This window comes from Methyloversatilis universalis EHg5 (assembly GCF_000378945.1).
Taxonomy (GTDB): Bacteria; Pseudomonadota; Gammaproteobacteria; order Burkholderiales; family Rhodocyclaceae; genus Methyloversatilis; species Methyloversatilis universalis_A.
In genome coordinates this window covers 3,420,608-3,436,483 of the sequence record NZ_KB900539.1, presented here as the reverse complement: position 1 = coordinate 3,436,483, position 15,876 = coordinate 3,420,608, and the positions used below count along the sequence as shown (strand labels likewise).

Below are 15,876 nucleotides of genomic sequence, written 5' to 3'. Positions count from 1 at the left end.
ACTCAAAGCCCGTAAGCGCGTACATCTCACCCCTGCACACCCTGATCGGCACTTCTACAGGCCTCCGGCGATCATGCCCATGAAATTCCGTCCCCTGCTGTTCGCAGCCCTGCTTCCGCTGCTGCTGGGCGCTTGTGCCCACACCGTAAGGAAGCCGCCGGTTGCGGCCGCACCTGCCGAAGAACGCAGCGAACCGGCACCGCGTACGCCGCCTCTGCCCGAACTCGAACTGACCCGCCAGATCACTTACCAGCTGCTTTTGGGCGAGGTGGCTGCTCAGCGCGGCGAACTTGGGGTGTCGGCCGCGGCCTATCTGGATCTGGCGCAATCGACCCGCGACCCGCGCATCGCCAAGCGGGCGTCGGAAATCGCCGCTTTCAGCCGGCAGAACGACATCGCGTTGCAGGCCACCCAGCTCTGGCTGGAACTGGACCCGGAATCCATCCAGGCACGGCAGATGCTGTCCGGCCTGCTGGTCAATGCCAACCGGCCACAGGAGCTGGAGCCGCAGCTGGCGGCTCTGCTGGCGCAGGAGGGCGTGCAGATCGGCGAAAGCCTGATGCGGCTGAACCGTGTGCTGGCCCGGCTGACCGACAAGACCGAGGTGCTGGGCATTGTCGACCGTCTGACCGAGCCTTATCTGCAGTACCCGGAAGCGTGGTTTGCCCGCGCCCAGGCGGCGCTGCAGGCGCGCGAACCCAAGCGTGCGCAGGACGACGCGGCCAAGGCGCACGCGATGCGTCCCGAATGGGAGCTGGGCCTGCTGCTGAAGGCGCAGACCACCGCCGAAACCGATCCGCCTGCGGCCACGCGACTGATGGGCGACTATCTGAAGCGCTATCCGCAGGCGCGCGACGTGCGCATGCAGTACGCCCGCGCGCTGGTGTCCGAGCGCAATTTCCCGGCCGCGCGCAAGCAGTTCGAAGCGCTGCTGGGCGGTGCCCCGAACAATCCGGACGTGCTGTTTGCGGTCGGCGTGCTGGCCATGCAGATGCAGGACTATGCCGGTGCCCAGGGCTATTTCAAGCAGCTGCTCGCGCAGCGGCCGGCCGACCCCAATCTGATCCGTCTCTATCTGGGTCAGCTGGCCGAGGAACTCAAGCAGACGGACGAAGCGCTGGACTGGTATCGCCAGGTCGGTCAGGGCGATCACTACATGGGCGCGCAGGGGCGCTATGTGCTGCTGCTCAGCCGCAGCGGCAGGCTGGACGAAGCGCGCACCCACCTGCACGCGCTGGCGGCCCAGCCGGGTGGCGACAGGGCGCGTTCGGCGCTGATGGAATTCCAGCTGCTGCGCGACGCCGGTCGTGCCGACGAAGGCACCGCAGTGCTGGAAGAAGCGCTGGTTGCGCAGCCGGACAGCCCGGATCTGCTGTACGAAACCGCGATGATCGCCGAGCGGCAGCAGAAGATCGACGTGGCCGAACAGCGGCTGCGCCGGCTGATCGCGCTGAAGCCGGATCACGCCCATGCCTACAACGCGCTCGGCTATTCGCTGACCGAACGCAACATCCGGCTGGACGAGGCGCAGGCCCTGATTGCCAAGGGGCTGGAGCTGGCGCCGGAAGATCCGTTCATCCTCGACAGCATGGGCTGGGTGCTGTTCCGTCGCGGTGACCTGAATGGTGCGCTGGGCTATCTCGAGCGCGCCTTCGCTATCCGGCCGGATCCGGAGATCGCCGCCCATCTGGGCGAGGTGCAGTGGCTGCTCGGCCGCCGCGAAGACGCCGAAAAGCTGTGGCGCACCGTCGCGGCCCAGCACCCGGACAACGCGGCGCTCGAACAGACCATCAAGCGTTTCATTCCGTGATGCGCGCCTTCATCTGTGCCGGCGCGCTCGCGCTCGCCGGCTGTGCGGCCGTGCCGCCGCAGGTCGACGAACCGGCTTCGCCGGTTGCGCTGCGTGCCCGCGATGCGGTCGATCCGGCTTTCTCGCTGTCCGGCCGTTTCGTCGTCAAAGGGCCGGATCAGAGCGGGTCGGCTGCACTGGACTGGACGCATTCCACCCGGCACGACGAACTGCAGGTCAACGGACCGCTGGGCAAGGTACTGGCGCAGCTGGTGCGCGACGAGCGCGGCGTGCGGCTGATCGACGATCGTCAGCGGGTAACCGAGGCAGCGTCACTGGATGCGCTGTCGCGCACGGTGTTCGGCATGGATCTGCCACTGTCGCGCGCCGCGGTGTGGGTGACCGGCCGCGCCGGCAGCGCCGATGTCCGGGCACGCGACGCGGCCGGGCGCATCGCAGTGCTGTCCGAACGCAACTGGCGGGTCGAATTCACCGAGTACGATGGCGACGGCACGGAAGCGCTGCCGAGACAGATCGACGCCAGTGACGGCGAATACAGCTTCCGGCTGCGCATCGACGAGTGGTATCCGCTGCCATGAGCGATCCGCTGGCGGTGGCGTGGGGCGTATGGTTGCCTGCGCCGGCCAAGATCAATCTGTTCCTGCACGTGGTGGGCCGACGCGCCGATGGCTACCACCTGCTGCAGACCGCCTTCCGCTTCCTGGATTACGGCGACCGGCTGCGCTTCACGCCGCGCGACGACGGGCGGGTGCATCGGCTGAACGACGTGCCGGGCGTGCCCGCGGACGACGATCTGGTGGTACGCGCGGCCCGGCTGCTGCAGCAGGAAACCGGCTGCACGCAGGGCGTGGCGATCGAGATCGACAAGCGCCTGCCCATGGGCGGCGGTCTGGGCGGTGGCAGTTCCGATGCCGCCACCGTACTGATCGCGCTGAACCGGCTGTGGCAGCTCGATCTGCCGCGCGAGCGGCTGCAGGCGATCGGCCTCACGCTCGGGGCGGATGTACCGGTATTCGTGTTCGGCCGCTCGGCCTTCGCCGAAGGTGTCGGCGAGCGTCTGCAGCCGCTGCAGTTGCCGCCGGCCGCCTATCTGGTGGTGGCGCCAGGCGTTTCAGTACCGACGCCACGGATTTTTGCCGATCCGGATTTGACACGCGATACCGAAGCCTGCAAAATAGCGGACTTTGCTGCATCACCCTCGATTGACCGTCTTTTCGGTCGAAACGATCTGCAGCCGGTGGCCGCAAAGCTTTACCCGGAAGTCAGACAGGCGATTTCGCTGCTGGCTGCTCAGGCGGGTGAAGCGGTGGTCAGAATGAGCGGTTCGGGTGCATGCGTGTTCGTGCAGTGCGCGAATATCGAAGCAGCAAGGCAGTTGCAGGACAGAATGTCGGCGAAGTGGCCGGCAGGCTGGCAGGGGTTTGCTGCACAGGGGCTCGATGAGCATCCGCTTTACGGCAGCAGTCCTGAAGGAAGCTGAAGGTTTGAAACCGCGGCGCAACGGATACGTGCGACGGGGTCGATGCAGAGTTTGGGGAGTCGCCAAGTTGGTCAAGGCACCGGATTTTGATTCCGGCATTCGAAGGTTCGAATCCTTCCTCCTCAGCCAAATATGATCGGGCGGGCTCGCAGCCAGTGTGGGCCTGCCCGATGTGTTTTCAGGGCAGCAGGCATGCCGACGGGTCGAGACCGGTCATCTGCCTGAACAAGTTCCGAACTGGAACAGGACGTCGCAGTATCCGCCGATCGGGAAAGACAGGCCGGGCGGAACAGGGCGGCCGTACAGCAGGTCCGGCGCAAGCCGGTTTGAATTCAGCAACTACCGAGTTTCGCGAGGCAGCATGGCTTACGACAGCCTGATGATCTTTACCGGCAACGCCAACCCCAAACTGGCGGCGGACGTTGCCAAGCGGCTCAACATGTCGCTGGGCCGTGCCCAGGTCGGCCGTTTCTCCGACGGCGAAGTCAACGTCGAAATCCTCGAGAACGTCCGCGGCAAGGACGTGTTCGTGCTGCAATCGACCTGTGCGCCGACCAACGACAGTCTGATGGAACTGATGATCCTGGTCGACGCGCTGAAGCGTGCGTCGGCCGGCCGGATCACTGCGGCGATGCCCTATTTCGGCTACGCCCGCCAGGACCGTCGCCCGCGCAGCGCCCGCGTGCCCATCACCGCCAAGGTGGTGGCCAACATGCTGCAGGCCGCCGGTGTGCAGCGCCTGCTCACCGTTGATCTGCACGCTGACCAGATCCAGGGCTTCTTCGACATTCCGGTCGACAACATCTACGCCACGCCCATCCTGCTCGGCGACATCTGGAAGCAGGAATACCCGAACCTGATGGCGGTGTCGCCGGACGTCGGCGGCGTGGTGCGTGCCCGTGCCTTTGCCAAGCGCCTCGAGTGCGATCTGGCCATCATCGACAAGCGTCGCCCGAAGGCGAACGTGTCGGAAGTGATGAACATCATCGGCGACGTGACCGGCCGTACCTGCGTCATCATGGACGACATGGTCGATACCGCCGGCACGCTGTGCAAGGCGGCGCAGGCGCTGAAGGAACACGGCGCCGAGCGCGTGCTGGCCTACTGCACCCATGCGGTGCTGTCGGGCGAAGCGCTCAACCGCATCCAGAGTTCCGATCTCGACCAGCTGGTCGTGACCGACACCATTCCGCTGTCGCCCGCCGCCCAGGCCTGCGACCGCATCCGTGTCGTGTCCATCGCCGAGCTGCTGGCCGAAACGCTGCTGCGCATCAGCAACGAGGAATCGGTTTCGTCCCTCTTCATGGAATAAGCGAAGCGGGACACCCCGGGGTCGCCTGGTCGCGGGCGGCCCTTCAATCACCAGGAGTCATCATGTCCATCGAAATGAACGTCAAGAAGCGCGTTGCGCAGGGCACCGGAGCGAGCCGCCGCCTGCGTCGTACCGCCCAGGTCCCGGCCATCATCTACGGCGGCGACAAGGCCGCCACGCCGATCACCCTCGACCACAACGAAATCTTCCACGCCCTGCGCAAGGAAGCTTTCCATTCGTCCGTGCTGACGCTGAACGTCGAAGGCGAAAAGGAAACCGTGCTGCTGCGCGACACCCAGATGCACGCCTACAAGCTGCAGGTGCTGCACGTCGATTTCCAGCGCGTTGACGCCACCCACAAGCTGCACACCAAGGTGCCGTTCCACTTCGTGAACGCCGACGCAGCCCCGGGCGTGAAGCTGCAGGGCGGCATCGTGTCGCACGTGATGAACGAAATCGATGTCCAGTGCCTGCCCAGCCAGCTGCCGGAATTCATCGAAGTCGACCTGTCCAGCCTGTCGGTCGGCCAGTCGATCCACGTGTCCCAGATCAAGCTGCCGGCCGGCGTGGAAGCGCTGACCCACGGCACTGATCCGGTGATCGCCACGCTGACGCTGCCGCGCGGCGCCAAGTCGGACGAAGCTGCGGCTGCCGACGGCGAAGCCAAGTAAGTCTCCGCGATGTCCGGGAACGGTTCCAAGGCCGTGCCCCGGCTCGTCGTCGGGCTGGGGAATCCCGGCCCGGACTATTCCGAAACCCGGCACAACGCCGGGTTTTGGTTTTGTGAGGGGCTGGCACGCAAGCTGGGCGTCACGCTCAACCGTGAAGCGCGTTTCAACGGCTTCACCGGTTCGTCGCGAGCCGACGGCGTCACGATACTGCTGCCACAGACCTTCATGAACCGCTCCGGCCAGTCGGTCGGGGCTCTGGCGCGCTTCTTCCGCATCGCACCGGCCGAAATACTGGTGGTGCATGATGAACTGGACATCGCGCCGGGCGAACTGCGCCTGAAGTTCGGGGGGGGCCTTGGCGGCCACAACGGGCTGAAGGACATCAGCGCCCATCTGTCCACACACGATTACTGGCGGCTGCGCATCGGCATCGGCCATCCGCGCGACCGCGCGCCGGGTACCGAAGTGGCCGACTACGTGCTGCATCGCCCGCGCATCGAGGAACAGCAGGACATCGACGCCGCCATCGGGCGTGCGCTCGACGCCTGGCCGATGATCGCGGCTGGCGACTGGACTCGCGTGTCCACGCTGCTCAATGCCAAGCCGGGTGCCGGCAAGGCGCCGAAATTGCCCGGTCAGGCATCCACCCAGGGAAAACAGTCATGAGTCTCAAGTGCGGCATCGTCGGCCTGCCCAACGTCGGCAAATCCACGCTGTTCAATGCGCTCACCAAGGCCGGCATCGCGGCCGAGAACTATCCGTTCTGCACCATCGAGCCCAATGTCGGCATCGTCGAGGTGCCGGACCCGCGTCTCGCCCAGCTGTCGGACATCGTGAAGCCGCAGAAGATACAGCCGGCCATCGTCGAATTCGTCGACATCGCCGGCCTGGTCGCCGGGGCCAGCAAGGGTGAAGGCCTGGGCAACCAGTTTCTGGCCAATATCCGCGAAACCGACGCCATCGTGAACGTGGTGCGCTGCTTCGACGACGAGAACGTGGTGCACGTGAATGGCCGCGTCGATCCGATCGCCGACATCGAAACCATCGTGACCGAACTGGCGCTGGCCGATCTGGCCGCGGTCGAGCGCACCATCGCGCGCGACGGCAAGAAGGCCAAGTCCGGCGACAAGGATGCGCAGAAGCTGGTCGCGGTGCTTGAAAAGCTGCTGCCCCACCTGAACGAGGGCAAGCCGGCCCGCACGCTGAACCTGTCGGACGACGACAAGGTCATCATCAAGCCGCTGTGCCTGCTCACCATCAAGCCGGCCATGTATGTCGGCAACGTGCTGGAAGACGGTTTCGAGAACAATCCCTACCTCGACCGTCTGCGCGAGTTTGCGGCGAAGGAAGGCGCGCCGGTGGTGTCGGTGTGCGCCAAGATCGAAGCCGAACTGGCCGACCTCGACGACGAGGACAAGAAGGCCTTCCTGGCCGACCTCGGCCTCGACGAGCCGGGCCTGAACCGGCTGATCCGCGCCGGTTACGACCTGCTCGGTCTGCAGACCTACTTCACCGCCGGCGTGAAGGAAGTGCGCGCCTGGACCATCCATAAGGGCGACACCGCGCCGCAGGCGGCCGGCGTCATCCACACCGACTTCGAGCGCGGCTTCATCCGCGCCCAGACCATCGCGTTCGAGGACTTCATCGCCTACAAGGGCGAACAGGGTGCGAAGGAAGCCGGCAAGATGCGCGCCGAAGGCAAGGAATACGTGGTCAAGGACGGCGACGTGCTGAACTTCCTGTTCAACGTCTGAGTGCCTGCCCACGGCCAACAAAAAAGCCTCCGCAAGGAGGCTTTTTTGTTGGCGTCAGCACCTTTCAGCCGGCTGCGCCGTCGCTCTGCTGGGCCGCGACTTCTGCGCGTACCTTGTCCATGTCCAGCGCCTTGGCCTGATCGATCAGCTGGTCGAACTGACCGGCGGGCAGCGCGCCCGGCTGTCCGTACAGCACGATCTGGTCGCGGAACACCATCAGGGTCGGAATCGAGCGGATGCCGAAGGCCGCCGCGATGCCCTGTTCCTCTTCGGTATTCACCTTGGCAAACACGATGTCCGGATGCTTTTCCGACGCGGCTTCGAACACCGGGGCAAAATTGCGGCAGGGGCCGCACCACGGCGCCCAGAAATCGATGATCACGAAAGGACTGTTCTCTATCGTGCTGTTGAAGCTGTCTTCGGTCAGTTCTACGGTGGCCATGGCTGTCCTCGGGAATGAGCCGGCATGGTAGCCGATGCCCGACCCCATGTCGGGCGTTTCGCGCCCAGTCCGACCGGCCCGCTGCACAAGGGTTCGCTGGTGGCCGCACTGGCCAGCTGGCTGGATGCGCGGGCGACCGGCGGACGCTGGCTGCTGCGCATCGAGGACGTGGACGAACCGCGCTGTTCGCCCGCAGCGGCCGACACCATCGTGCGTCAGCTCGATGCGCTCGGCCTGCACTGGGACGGCGAGGTGGTGTGGCAGAGCCGGCGCAGCGCGCTTTACCGCGCCGCGCTGGATGCGCTGATCGCGCGGGGCGCGGCCTATGGCTGCGCCTGCACCCGGCGCGACCTCGAAGCGCAGCCGCTGGCCTCCGACGGTGCGCGGCGCTATCCGGGCACCTGTCGCGATCGCGCCGGTGTCGAGCCCCGCGCCTGGCGGCTGCGCGTGCCGCCGGGTGAGCTCGCGTTCGACGACCGCATGCTCGGCCGCATCGCGGTCGATGTGGCGGCGGATGCCGGCGATTTCGTGCTGTGGCGCGCCGACGGCTACTGCGCCTACCAGCTCGCGGTGGTGGTCGACGACGCCGATCAGGGCGTGACCCACGTCGTGCGGGGCGCCGATCTGCTGACCTCGACGCCGCGCCAGATCCTGGTACAGCGGGCACTGGGCCTGCCGCAGCCGGATTACGCCCATGTGCCGCTGGTGCTGGACGCGCACGGCGAAAAGCTGTCGAAACAGACGCGCGCACAGGCGCTGGAGCTGGAGAATGCGCGGGCCGATCTGGCCGAAGCGCTCACCTTCCTGCGCCACCCGCCGCCGGCGGATGCCATGACCGCGGGGCGCGATGCGCTGCTGAAATGGGCTGTGGCGAACTGGCGTCCGGAGCGGCTGGCAGCGGCGTGATCCGCGGTCAAGTGCGGTGGGCGGCGGCTGCATCGCGGCGGGGCGCGGCTCCCACGAGTCCGATGCTCCGCAGTGAGTGCCAGCGTGCAGGCGGCTGCGCCGCTCAGTAGTGCGGCGGAATGTCCTGCTGCGCGTCGGCCCGCTCGGCCGGCTGCATGCCCTGCACCTGCGCATACACATGCTTGAGCTGCAGCTGCAGTGATTCGATTGCGCGCTGCTGGTCGAACACGGTGCGGTTCAGCGCGTCCAGCAGGTCGTCCATCAGCGTGATGCGGGCTTCGAGGTCGTTCAGGCGGTCGGTCATGTCGGCGTGTCCGGAGAATGTTGTCGGGCCAGCGCCCAGGCGACGTGTTCGCGTACGACCGGTGAGACGTGGTCGGCGCGCGCCTGCAGCGCGGCAGTGATGGCGGGGGCGGCCGGCGCGTTGCCGAGCGCGACCGCGATATTGCGCAGCCAGCGTTCGTGGCCGATGCGCCGGATGGCGCTGCCTTCAAGCCGGCGGTTGAATTCGTCTTCCGACCAGGCAAAAAGCGCGGTCAGCGGGGCCCGGTCCAGACCGTTGCGCACCGCGAAGTCAGGCTCCATCGCCTTTTTCGCGTGGCGGTTCCAGGGGCACACCAGCTGGCAGTCGTCGCAGCCGTAGATGCGGTTGCCGATCAGGGGACGCAGCGGCTCGGGTATCGCGCCGTCCAGTTCTATCGTCAGATAGGACACGCACAGCCGCGCATCCAGCTGGTAGGGCGCGACGATGGCGCCAGTCGGGCAGACGTCGATGCAGCGGGTGCAGGTGCCGCAGTGGTCGGGCTGCGGCGCGTCCGGCGGCAGCGGCAGCGTGGTGAACAGTTCGCCCAGAAAGAACATCGAGCCGGCGTCGCGGTGGATGAGCAGCGTGTGCTTGCCGCGCCAGCCGAGCGCGGCGCGGCGCGCGATCTCCACTTCGAGCACCGGCGCGGAATCGGTGAAGGCGCGGTGGCCGAACGGGCCGGTCACCGTTTCGATGCGTTCCGCCAGCTTCTGCAGGCGGTTGCGCAGCACCTTGTGATAGTCGCGGCCGAGCGCGTAGCGCGACACATAGCCCAGTTCGCCGTCGTCCAACACCGACTGGGCGTCCGCCGCCTCATCCGGCCAGTAGGGCATGCGCACGCTGATGACCGACAGCGTGCCCGGCACCAGTTCGGCCGGGCGGGCGCGGGTGGCGCCGTGGCGCGCCATGTAGTCCATGTCGCCGTGACGGCCGGCGGCCAGCCAGTCGAGCAGACGCGCTTCGGCTTCGCCGAGATCGACGCCGGAAATGCCGACCGAGGCGAAGCCCAGTTCGCGCGCCCACTCACGGATGCGCGCCGCCAGTTCGTCAGGGGTGCAAGACAGGGCGTCGCTCATCGCGCGGCCGCCCCGGCGGATAATGGCGGCCGATCCGATTTCGCGCATACCGCCATGACTGATTCGACCGTCGTCATCGACCTCGCCGACACCGCCGCCACCGAAGCGCTGGGGGCGCAGCTGGCGCTCGCGCTGGCCCCCGGCCTGTGCGTTTTTCTCGAAGGCGATCTGGGCGCCGGCAAGACCACGCTGGTACGTGGGCTGCTGCGGGCACTGGGCCATACAGGAAAGGTAAAAAGTCCGACCTTCACTTTGCTTGAACCATATGCTATTTCTAGCTTAAACTTCCCGTTGTATCACTTTGATTTTTATCGCTTCACGCATCCGGATGAATTCATCGATGCAGGTCTGGACGAATATTTCGGGCAAACCGGTGAAAACGCAGGCGTCTGTCTGGTCGAATGGCCCGACAAGGCCGGCGCTCACCTGCCGTCGCCCGATCTCCGCGTGGCGCTCGCCGTGGTCGGCGAAGCGCGCCGCGCGCAGCTCGTCGCCTGCAGTGAAGGAGGTCGGGCATGTTTAAGCCGTTTGTCCGCCGTCGCGGCAAGCCGTCCGCCCGCGATCTGAGCCGGCGCGATTTTCTCGGATTTTCCGGCGCTGCGCTGCTGCTGTCGGTCAGCCCGGTCGGGCGTGCCGCCGCCACCTCACTGATGGCGGTGCGGGTGTGGCCGTCGCTGGAATATACGCGCATCACGCTGGAATCCCGCGACGCGCTGAAGTTCGCCCACTTCACGGTGCAGAACCCGGAACGCCTGGTGATCGACATCGAGGGCGTGGAGCTGAACAACGTGCTCGGCAGTCTGCCGGGCAAGATTTCCGACGCCGACCCCTATATCAAGCTCATCCGCGCCGGCCGCAACAAGCCGGGCGTGGTGCGGCTGGTGATGGAACTGAAGACCGAAGTGAAGCCGCAGGTGTTCACGCTGGCGCCGGTCGGGCAGTACGGTCACCGGCTGGTGATGGACATCTATCCGGCGCAGCCCATCGATCCTCTGATGCAACTGGCCCGCCAGGGCGACATCCAGTACCAGGGCGACGTCGCCCCGGACCAGCCGGATGCGCCGCCGCAGGCCGCTGCACAGGGCAATCCGCAGCAGGCACCTGAACCGGCACCGGAGCCGGTGCGCCAGACCGCGTCGCGCGACGGCGGCCGGCGCCCGCAGCAGCCGGCGGACGACGACGTGAGCCGCCTGGTCACCATCGTGCTCGACCCCGGTCACGGCGGCGAGGATCCGGGTGCGGTCGGCCGCGGGGGCAGTTACGAGAAGAACGTGACGCTGCAGGTCGCCCAGCGGCTGCAGAAGAAGATCGCCGCCGACCCGGCGATGCGCGCGGTGCTCACCCGCGACGACGACTATTTCGTGCCGCTGGGCACCCGCGTGGCCAAGGCCCGCCGGGTGAAGGCGGATCTTTTCGTGTCCATCCACGCCGACGCCTTCGTGCGGCCGGACGCGCGCGGCAGTTCGGTGTTCGTGCTGTCCGACCGCGGCGCCACCAGTTCGGCCGCGCGCTGGCTCGCCCAGCGCGAAAACTCGGCCGACCTGATCGGCGGCGTGAATCTGGAAGGGCGCGACCCCTATCTGGCGCGCACGCTGCTCGACCTGTCGCAGACCGCGACGATGAACGATTCGATGAAGCTCGGTCGCGCGGTGCTGGGCGAACTGGGTGGCGTGAACACGCTGCACAAGGCGCAGGTGGAACAGGCCGGCTTCGCGGTGCTGAAGGCGCCTGACATTCCGTCCATCCTGGTAGAAACCGCCTTCATTTCCAATCCGGAAGAGGAAAAGCGGCTGACCGACGACGCCTATCAGGACAAGCTGGCCGACGCCATCCTGCGTGGCATCCGCCGCTATCTGGCGAAGAATCCGCCGCTGGCCAAGTCCCGTCTGGCCATGCTCTGACCCCGGTCGGGCCGGCTTGACTCACGTCATGGGGGGCCGCCGGGCGGTCCGCCTAGAATGCGCTCCCATGTCCCCGAACCGCCTCCCGCGATGAACGCGCCGGAATCGCCGCTGAAGCTGCGGCCGGCCGACGCGTCTTCCGTCCCCTGTTACCACTGCGGCCTGCCGGTCGAGGGGGCGGTGCGCTATCGGGTGCGTCTGGGCGGCGAGGACAGGCCGATGTGCTGTGCCGGCTGCGCCGCGGTGGCCGAGGCGATCGCCGGCGGCGGGCTGGACGCCTTCTACGCCCACCGCGATGCGCTGCCCGAAACCGCGCCTGAGGGTGCCGGCCGGGACCTGAGTGCCTACGACCTGCCGGAAGTGCAGGCCGATTTCGTGCGCACGGTCGCCCACCCCGCCTGCGCCGACGCGCGCGAGGCGCTGCTCATCATCGAAGGCATACGCTGCGCCGCCTGCGTGTGGCTGAACGAACAGCATGTCGGCCGTCTGCCCGGCGTGCTGGCGCTGGACATCAACTACGCCACCCGCCGCGCCCGCGTGGTGTGGGACCCGACGCGCGTGCAGCTGTCGGCCATCCTGCAGGCGGTGGCCGACATCGGCTACGAAGCCTGGCCGAACGACCGCGCGCATGCCGAATCGCTCGCGCGCAGTGAACGTCGCGATGCACTCTGGCGGCTGGCGGTGGCCGGTCTGGGCATGATGCAGGTGATGATGTATGCGTGGCCGGAGTACACCGCGGGTGACGCCGAACTGCCGGGCAGCATCGCCGCACTGATGCGCTGGGCCAGTCTGGTGCTGACCGCGCCGGTGGTGTGCTATTCCGCCGCCCCCTTCTTTTCGCGCGCGTTGCGCGATCTGGCGGCGAAGCGGGTCGGCATGGACCTGCCGGTCGCGCTCGGCATCGGCAGCGCCTTCATCGCCAGCCTGTGGGCCACGCTGACGCATTCGGGCGTGGTCTATTTCGATTCGGTCACCATGTTCGTGTTTCTGCTGCTCGGCGGGCGCTATCTGGAAATGCTGGCCCGCCAGCGCTCGGTGCGTGGGGTGGAGGAACTGGCGCGTGTGATGCCGGCGCTGGCGCGGCGTTTCACCGCCTGGCCGGGCAGCGCGACCGAAGCGGTACCGGTGGCGCGGCTGGCCGCCGGCGACCATGTGGCGGTGGCGGCAGGCGAGGTGTTTCCGGCCGACGGCCGCCTGGTCGATGGCCGCAGCGAGGTCGATGAAAGCCTGCTCACCGGCGAGTCGCGCCCGCAGGCGCGCGCGCCGGGCGACCGGGTGGTCGGCGGCAGCCTGAACATCGCCTCGCCGGTGGTGCTGGCGGTGGAACAGGTCGGCGAGGCGACCCGGCTGGCGGCGATCCGCCGGCTGATCGGCCGCGCCTCGGCCAGCCGGCCGGCGGTGGTGCAGTTCGCCGACAGGGTGGCGGTGCATTTCGTGAAGGCGCTCATCGTGCTGGCGCTGCTCACCGCAGCCGTCTGGCTGTGGCTGGACCCGTCGCAGGCGCTGCCGGTGTTCGTCGCGGTGCTGGTGGTGAGCTGCCCGTGCGCGCTGTCGCTGGCCACGCCGGCGGCGCTCACCGTGGGCACTGGCGTGCTGTCGCGCGGCGGCCTGCTGGTGACCCGGCCGCACGCCATCGAAACGCTGGCCCGGGTGACCCACGTGGTGTTCGACAAGACCGGCACCCTGACCACCGGCGACATGAGCGTGCAGGCGGTCGAGCCGCTGGGTGCGTGCAGTGCGGACGACGCCCGCCGGTTCGCGGCGGCGCTCGAAGGTCCGTCCACCCACCCGATCGCCCGCGCGCTGCGTGCGGCGGCCGGCGGCACGCAGCCGGCTGTGAGCGAACTGGCCGCCGAAACCGGGCAGGGGGTCGAAGGCCGCATCGCCGGCCGGCGGCTGCGGTTGGGCCGGGCGGACTATGTCTGCGCACTGTCCGGCGCCGCGCAGCCGCTGCCGCCGGACGGTCTGGTCTCGCCGGTGTGGCTGGGCGACGAAGGCGGTCTGCTGGCCCGCTTCGACCTGAGCGACACGCTGCGCCCGGGCGCGCACGAACTGGTGGCGCGCCTGCGCGAGCGGGGTATCGAAATCAGTCTGCTGTCCGGTGACGCACCGGCGCCGGTGGCCGCGCTGGCCGCTGAACTGGGCATCGTCGATGCGCACGCGCGGATGACGCCCGAAGGCAAGCGCGCCCACATCGAGGCGCTGCAGCAGCGGGGCGCCGTGGTGGCCATGCTTGGCGACGGCGTGAATGATGCGCCGGTGCTGGCGCAGGCCCAGGTGTCGGTCGCCATGGGCAGCGGCACCGAACTGGCGCGCGCCCAGGGTGATCTGGTGCTGCTGTCCGACCGTTTCGACGCGCTCACCCGCGGGCTCGACAGCGCCCAGGCCACGCTGGCCGTGGTGCGCCAGAACCTGCGCTGGGCCTTCGCCTACAACCTGCTCGCCATTCCGCCGGCCATGCTGGGCTGGATTACGCCCTGGATGGCGGGTGTCGGCATGTCGCTCAGTTCGCTGATGGTGGTGCTGAACGCGCTGCGCCTGCAGCGGCGGACACCGGAGAAAAGCTGATGGACATCCTGTGGCTGCTGGTGCCGATGTCGGTGCTGATCGCGATCGGCATCGGTGCGGTATTCATCTGGTCGGCGCGCAGCGGCCAGTTCGACGACCTCGAAGGGCCGGCCCACCGCATGCTGATGGACGACGACCGCGCGCCCGAACTGCCGAAGGACGACGACCGGCCGGCGCGCTAGGCCGAGGCGGTATCATGCGGGCCGGTTCCGCTTCTTCACCGCATCCCCGATGACCCTGTCCCGAGCCGGCACCGCGTGGCGCTCGCCGGCCCTGTTCATGCCGCCGCCGCTGCGTGGCTGGCTGACCGATCCGCATTCGCTGACCGCCCGCATCCGTGCGCGCTGCCGTCATTTTTCGGTGCAGCCGCTGCGCACCGGGCGTACCGCGCTGGCTGTCGATGAAGCCAGCCTGGTCGGCTGCGGCCGTGCGCGCGCGGTGTCGCGCGAAGTGCTGCTGCATGCCGACGGCCAGCCGGTGGTGTTCGCGCACAGCGTGGTGAATCCGCGCGATCTGCACGGCGTGTGGCACATGTTCCGCGGTGTCGGCAGCCGGCCGCTGGGCGCGCTGCTGTTTGCCGACGCGCGCATCGCCCGCTCGCCGCTGGCGGTGCGCCGGCTGGACTGGCGGCATCCGCTGCATCGCCGGGTGCGCGCCGAAGGCATCGCGGTCAGCGGGCCGTTGTGGGCGCGCCGTTCGCTGTTCATGCGGCACGGCCGGCCGCTGCTGGTGACCGAGGTGTTCCTGCCCGCGATTTCGGAGCTTGCGCCATGAATCTGTCCGCCCGACTGAATGCCTGGGAGCGCCTGATGCGGCTGGACAAGCCGATCGGCATCCTGCTGCTGGCCTGGCCTACGCTGTGGGCGCTGTGGGTGTCCGGCGGCGGCAATCCGTCGCCCTTCATGGTCTGGATATTCATGCTCGGCACGGTGCTGATGCGCAGCGCCGGCTGCGTCATGAACGACTATGCCGACCGCAATTTCGACGGCCATGTCGAGCGCACGAAAAACCGGCCGCTGGCCACCGGCGAGGTGAGCACCCGCGAGGCGCTGCTGCTGGCGGCCGGGCTGTCGCTGTGCGCCTTCATCCTCATCCTGCCGCTGCACCGGCTGGTGATCGCGCTGTCCTTCGCCGCGCTCTTCCTCGCCGCCAGCTACCCCTTCACCAAGCGCTTCTTCGCGATTCCGCAGGCCTATCTGGGCATCGCCTTCGGTTTCGGCGCGCCGATGGCCTATGCCGCCCAGCTGTACGAAGTGCCGTTCGAGGCCTGGCTGCTGCTGGCCGCCAATGTGTTCTGGGCGGTGGCCTATGACACCGAATACGCGCTGGTCGACCGCGAGGACGACCTGAAGATCGGCATCCGCACCTCGGCCATCACCTTCGGCCGCTTCGACGTGGCGGCCATCATGGCCTGCTATGCGATCACGCTGGCGCTGCTGGCCTGGTGGGGCGCGCGCGAAGGGCTGGGGCTGCCCTTCTACGCGTCGCTGGCGGTGGCGGCGGGCATTGCCGGCTACCACTGGACACTGATCCGCGGCCGCGAGCGGGCGGCCTGCTTCCGCGCCTTCCTGCACAACAACTGGTTCGGCGCCGCGGTATTCGCCGGCATCGTGCTGGATTACCTGCTGCGGCCGTAAGCGCCGGCGCACTGG

General features: G+C 67.9%; 17 protein-coding genes and 1 tRNA gene. 15 read left to right on the top strand and 3 right to left on the bottom strand.

Annotated elements, in window-relative coordinates; genetic code table 11:
• The first annotated feature begins 79 nt into the window (after nucleotides 1-79).
• From METUNV2_RS0115725 to ychF, 8 genes are all read left to right on the top strand, one after another.
• Nucleotides 80-1,810 (top strand): tetratricopeptide repeat protein, encoded by a 1,731-nt coding sequence (locus METUNV2_RS0115725; protein ID WP_018230430.1) that lies wholly within the window; start codon nucleotides 80-82, stop codon nucleotides 1,808-1,810.
• Nucleotides 1,810-2,388: a lipoprotein insertase outer membrane protein LolB gene (gene lolB, locus METUNV2_RS0115720; RefSeq protein ID WP_018230429.1), complete on the top strand. Its 579-nt coding sequence runs from the start codon at nucleotides 1,810-1,812 to the stop codon at nucleotides 2,386-2,388. The genes METUNV2_RS0115725 and lolB overlap by 1 nt, the downstream gene beginning before the upstream one ends.
• Nucleotides 2,385-3,290 (top strand): 4-(cytidine 5'-diphospho)-2-C-methyl-D-erythritol kinase, encoded by a 906-nt coding sequence (ispE, locus tag METUNV2_RS0115715; RefSeq protein WP_018230428.1) that lies wholly within the window; start codon nucleotides 2,385-2,387, stop codon nucleotides 3,288-3,290. The genes lolB and ispE overlap by 4 nt, the downstream gene beginning before the upstream one ends.
• A 52-nt stretch (nucleotides 3,291-3,342) precedes the next feature.
• Nucleotides 3,343-3,419, top strand: a tRNA-Gln gene (locus METUNV2_RS0115710).
• 232 nt (nucleotides 3,420-3,651) lie between these two features.
• Nucleotides 3,652-4,602: a ribose-phosphate pyrophosphokinase gene (locus METUNV2_RS0115705; RefSeq protein WP_018230427.1), complete on the top strand. Its 951-nt coding sequence runs from the start codon at nucleotides 3,652-3,654 to the stop codon at nucleotides 4,600-4,602.
• A 62-nt stretch (nucleotides 4,603-4,664) separates the two neighbouring features.
• On the top strand, nucleotides 4,665-5,273 hold the full coding sequence (locus tag METUNV2_RS0115700; RefSeq protein ID WP_018230426.1) for a 50S ribosomal protein L25/general stress protein Ctc: 609 nt from the start codon (nucleotides 4,665-4,667) through the stop codon (nucleotides 5,271-5,273).
• Nucleotides 5,274-5,282: 9 nt separating this feature from the next.
• A complete protein-coding gene (gene pth, locus METUNV2_RS0115695; protein WP_018230425.1) occupies nucleotides 5,283-5,939 on the top strand; it encodes an aminoacyl-tRNA hydrolase in 657 nt (218 codons plus the stop codon).
• Complete coding sequence (gene ychF, locus METUNV2_RS0115690) at nucleotides 5,936-7,027, top strand: redox-regulated ATPase YchF (RefSeq protein ID WP_018230424.1); 1,092 nt, start codon at nucleotides 5,936-5,938, stop codon at nucleotides 7,025-7,027. Before pth ends, ychF begins: the two co-directional genes overlap by 4 nt.
• A gap of 64 nt (nucleotides 7,028-7,091) precedes the next feature.
• Here ychF and trxA read toward each other — a convergent pair whose 3' ends face one another.
• On the bottom strand, nucleotides 7,092-7,469 hold the full coding sequence (gene trxA / locus METUNV2_RS0115685) for a thioredoxin (protein ID WP_018230423.1): 378 nt from the start codon (nucleotides 7,467-7,469) through the stop codon (nucleotides 7,092-7,094).
• Between the two features lie 24 nt (nucleotides 7,470-7,493).
• Here trxA and gluQRS point away from each other — a divergent pair, with 24 nt between their 5' ends.
• A complete protein-coding gene (gene gluQRS / locus METUNV2_RS0115680; RefSeq protein ID WP_018230422.1) occupies nucleotides 7,494-8,375 on the top strand; it encodes a tRNA glutamyl-Q(34) synthetase GluQRS in 882 nt (293 codons plus the stop codon).
• A gap of 103 nt (nucleotides 8,376-8,478) precedes the next feature.
• On the opposite strand, the gene METUNV2_RS0115675 is transcribed toward gluQRS, so the two are convergent.
• Together METUNV2_RS0115675 and queG are read right to left on the bottom strand one after the other, a co-directional pair.
• Nucleotides 8,479-8,679, bottom strand: a complete 201-nt coding sequence (locus tag METUNV2_RS0115675; RefSeq protein ID WP_018230421.1) for a SlyX family protein — start codon at nucleotides 8,677-8,679, stop codon at nucleotides 8,479-8,481.
• Nucleotides 8,676-9,755 carry a tRNA epoxyqueuosine(34) reductase QueG gene (gene queG / locus METUNV2_RS0115670; protein WP_026188215.1) on the bottom strand — a complete coding sequence of 360 codons (1,080 nt, stop codon included), beginning with the start codon at nucleotides 9,753-9,755 and terminating at the stop codon, nucleotides 8,676-8,678. Before queG ends, METUNV2_RS0115675 begins: the two co-directional genes overlap by 4 nt.
• A 54-nt stretch (nucleotides 9,756-9,809) precedes the next feature.
• On the opposite strand from queG, the gene tsaE reads away from it, so the two are divergent.
• The 6 genes from tsaE (at nucleotide 9,810) to ubiA (ending at nucleotide 15,861) form a co-directional block, all read left to right on the top strand.
• Complete coding sequence (gene tsaE, locus METUNV2_RS0115665) at nucleotides 9,810-10,322, top strand: tRNA (adenosine(37)-N6)-threonylcarbamoyltransferase complex ATPase subunit type 1 TsaE (protein WP_026188214.1); 513 nt, start codon at nucleotides 9,810-9,812, stop codon at nucleotides 10,320-10,322.
• Nucleotides 10,271-11,656 carry an N-acetylmuramoyl-L-alanine amidase gene (locus METUNV2_RS0115660; protein WP_018230418.1) on the top strand — a complete coding sequence of 462 codons (1,386 nt, stop codon included), beginning with the start codon at nucleotides 10,271-10,273 and terminating at the stop codon, nucleotides 11,654-11,656. The genes tsaE and METUNV2_RS0115660 overlap by 52 nt, the downstream gene beginning before the upstream one ends.
• A 90-nt stretch (nucleotides 11,657-11,746) precedes the next feature.
• On the top strand, nucleotides 11,747-14,224 hold the full coding sequence (locus tag METUNV2_RS0115655; RefSeq protein WP_018230417.1) for a heavy metal translocating P-type ATPase: 2,478 nt from the start codon (nucleotides 11,747-11,749) through the stop codon (nucleotides 14,222-14,224).
• Nucleotides 14,224-14,406, top strand: coding sequence for a cbb3-type cytochrome oxidase assembly protein CcoS (gene ccoS, locus METUNV2_RS0115650; protein ID WP_008064474.1), 183 nt, complete (start codon nucleotides 14,224-14,226; stop codon nucleotides 14,404-14,406). Before METUNV2_RS0115655 ends, ccoS begins: the two co-directional genes overlap by 1 nt.
• Before the next feature lie 49 nt (nucleotides 14,407-14,455).
• On the top strand, nucleotides 14,456-14,998 hold the full coding sequence (locus tag METUNV2_RS0115645) for a chorismate--pyruvate lyase family protein (protein ID WP_018230416.1): 543 nt from the start codon (nucleotides 14,456-14,458) through the stop codon (nucleotides 14,996-14,998).
• A complete protein-coding gene (gene ubiA / locus METUNV2_RS0115640; protein ID WP_018230415.1) occupies nucleotides 14,995-15,861 on the top strand; it encodes a 4-hydroxybenzoate octaprenyltransferase in 867 nt (288 codons plus the stop codon). The genes METUNV2_RS0115645 and ubiA overlap by 4 nt, the downstream gene beginning before the upstream one ends.
• The last annotated feature ends 15 nt before the right edge of the window (nucleotides 15,862-15,876 follow it).

Bases quoted from the DNA above. Each gene is read 5' to 3' on its own strand.
- ychF (WP_018230424.1), top strand. From the start codon at position 5,936: ATGAGTCTCAAGTGCGGCATCGTCGGCCTGCCCAACGTCGGCAAATCC.
- METUNV2_RS0115660 (WP_018230418.1), top strand. From the start codon at position 10,271: ATGTTTAAGCCGTTTGTCCGCCGTCGCGGCAAGCCGTCCGCCCGCGAT.
- METUNV2_RS0115700 (WP_018230426.1), top strand. From the start codon at position 4,665: ATGTCCATCGAAATGAACGTCAAGAAGCGCGTTGCGCAGGGCACCGGA.
- METUNV2_RS0115645 (WP_018230416.1), top strand. From the start codon at position 14,456: ATGACCCTGTCCCGAGCCGGCACCGCGTGGCGCTCGCCGGCCCTGTTC.
- METUNV2_RS0115725 (WP_018230430.1), top strand. From the start codon at position 80: ATGAAATTCCGTCCCCTGCTGTTCGCAGCCCTGCTTCCGCTGCTGCTG.
- METUNV2_RS0115705 (WP_018230427.1), top strand. From the start codon at position 3,652: ATGGCTTACGACAGCCTGATGATCTTTACCGGCAACGCCAACCCCAAA.
- ccoS (WP_008064474.1), top strand. From the start codon at position 14,224: ATGGACATCCTGTGGCTGCTGGTGCCGATGTCGGTGCTGATCGCGATC.
- gluQRS (WP_018230422.1), top strand. From the start codon at position 7,494: ATGGTAGCCGATGCCCGACCCCATGTCGGGCGTTTCGCGCCCAGTCCG.
- METUNV2_RS0115655 (WP_018230417.1), top strand. From the start codon at position 11,747: ATGAACGCGCCGGAATCGCCGCTGAAGCTGCGGCCGGCCGACGCGTCT.
- queG (WP_026188215.1), bottom strand. From the start codon at position 9,755: ATGAGCGACGCCCTGTCTTGCACCCCTGACGAACTGGCGGCGCGCATC.
- trxA (WP_018230423.1), bottom strand. From the start codon at position 7,469: ATGGCCACCGTAGAACTGACCGAAGACAGCTTCAACAGCACGATAGAG.
- METUNV2_RS0115675 (WP_018230421.1), bottom strand. From the start codon at position 8,679: ATGACCGACCGCCTGAACGACCTCGAAGCCCGCATCACGCTGATGGAC.
- ubiA (WP_018230415.1), top strand. From the start codon at position 14,995: ATGAATCTGTCCGCCCGACTGAATGCCTGGGAGCGCCTGATGCGGCTG.
- lolB (WP_018230429.1), top strand. From the start codon at position 1,810: ATGCGCGCCTTCATCTGTGCCGGCGCGCTCGCGCTCGCCGGCTGTGCG.
- pth (WP_018230425.1), top strand. From the start codon at position 5,283: ATGTCCGGGAACGGTTCCAAGGCCGTGCCCCGGCTCGTCGTCGGGCTG.
- tsaE (WP_026188214.1), top strand. From the start codon at position 9,810: ATGACTGATTCGACCGTCGTCATCGACCTCGCCGACACCGCCGCCACC.
- ispE (WP_018230428.1), top strand. From the start codon at position 2,385: ATGAGCGATCCGCTGGCGGTGGCGTGGGGCGTATGGTTGCCTGCGCCG.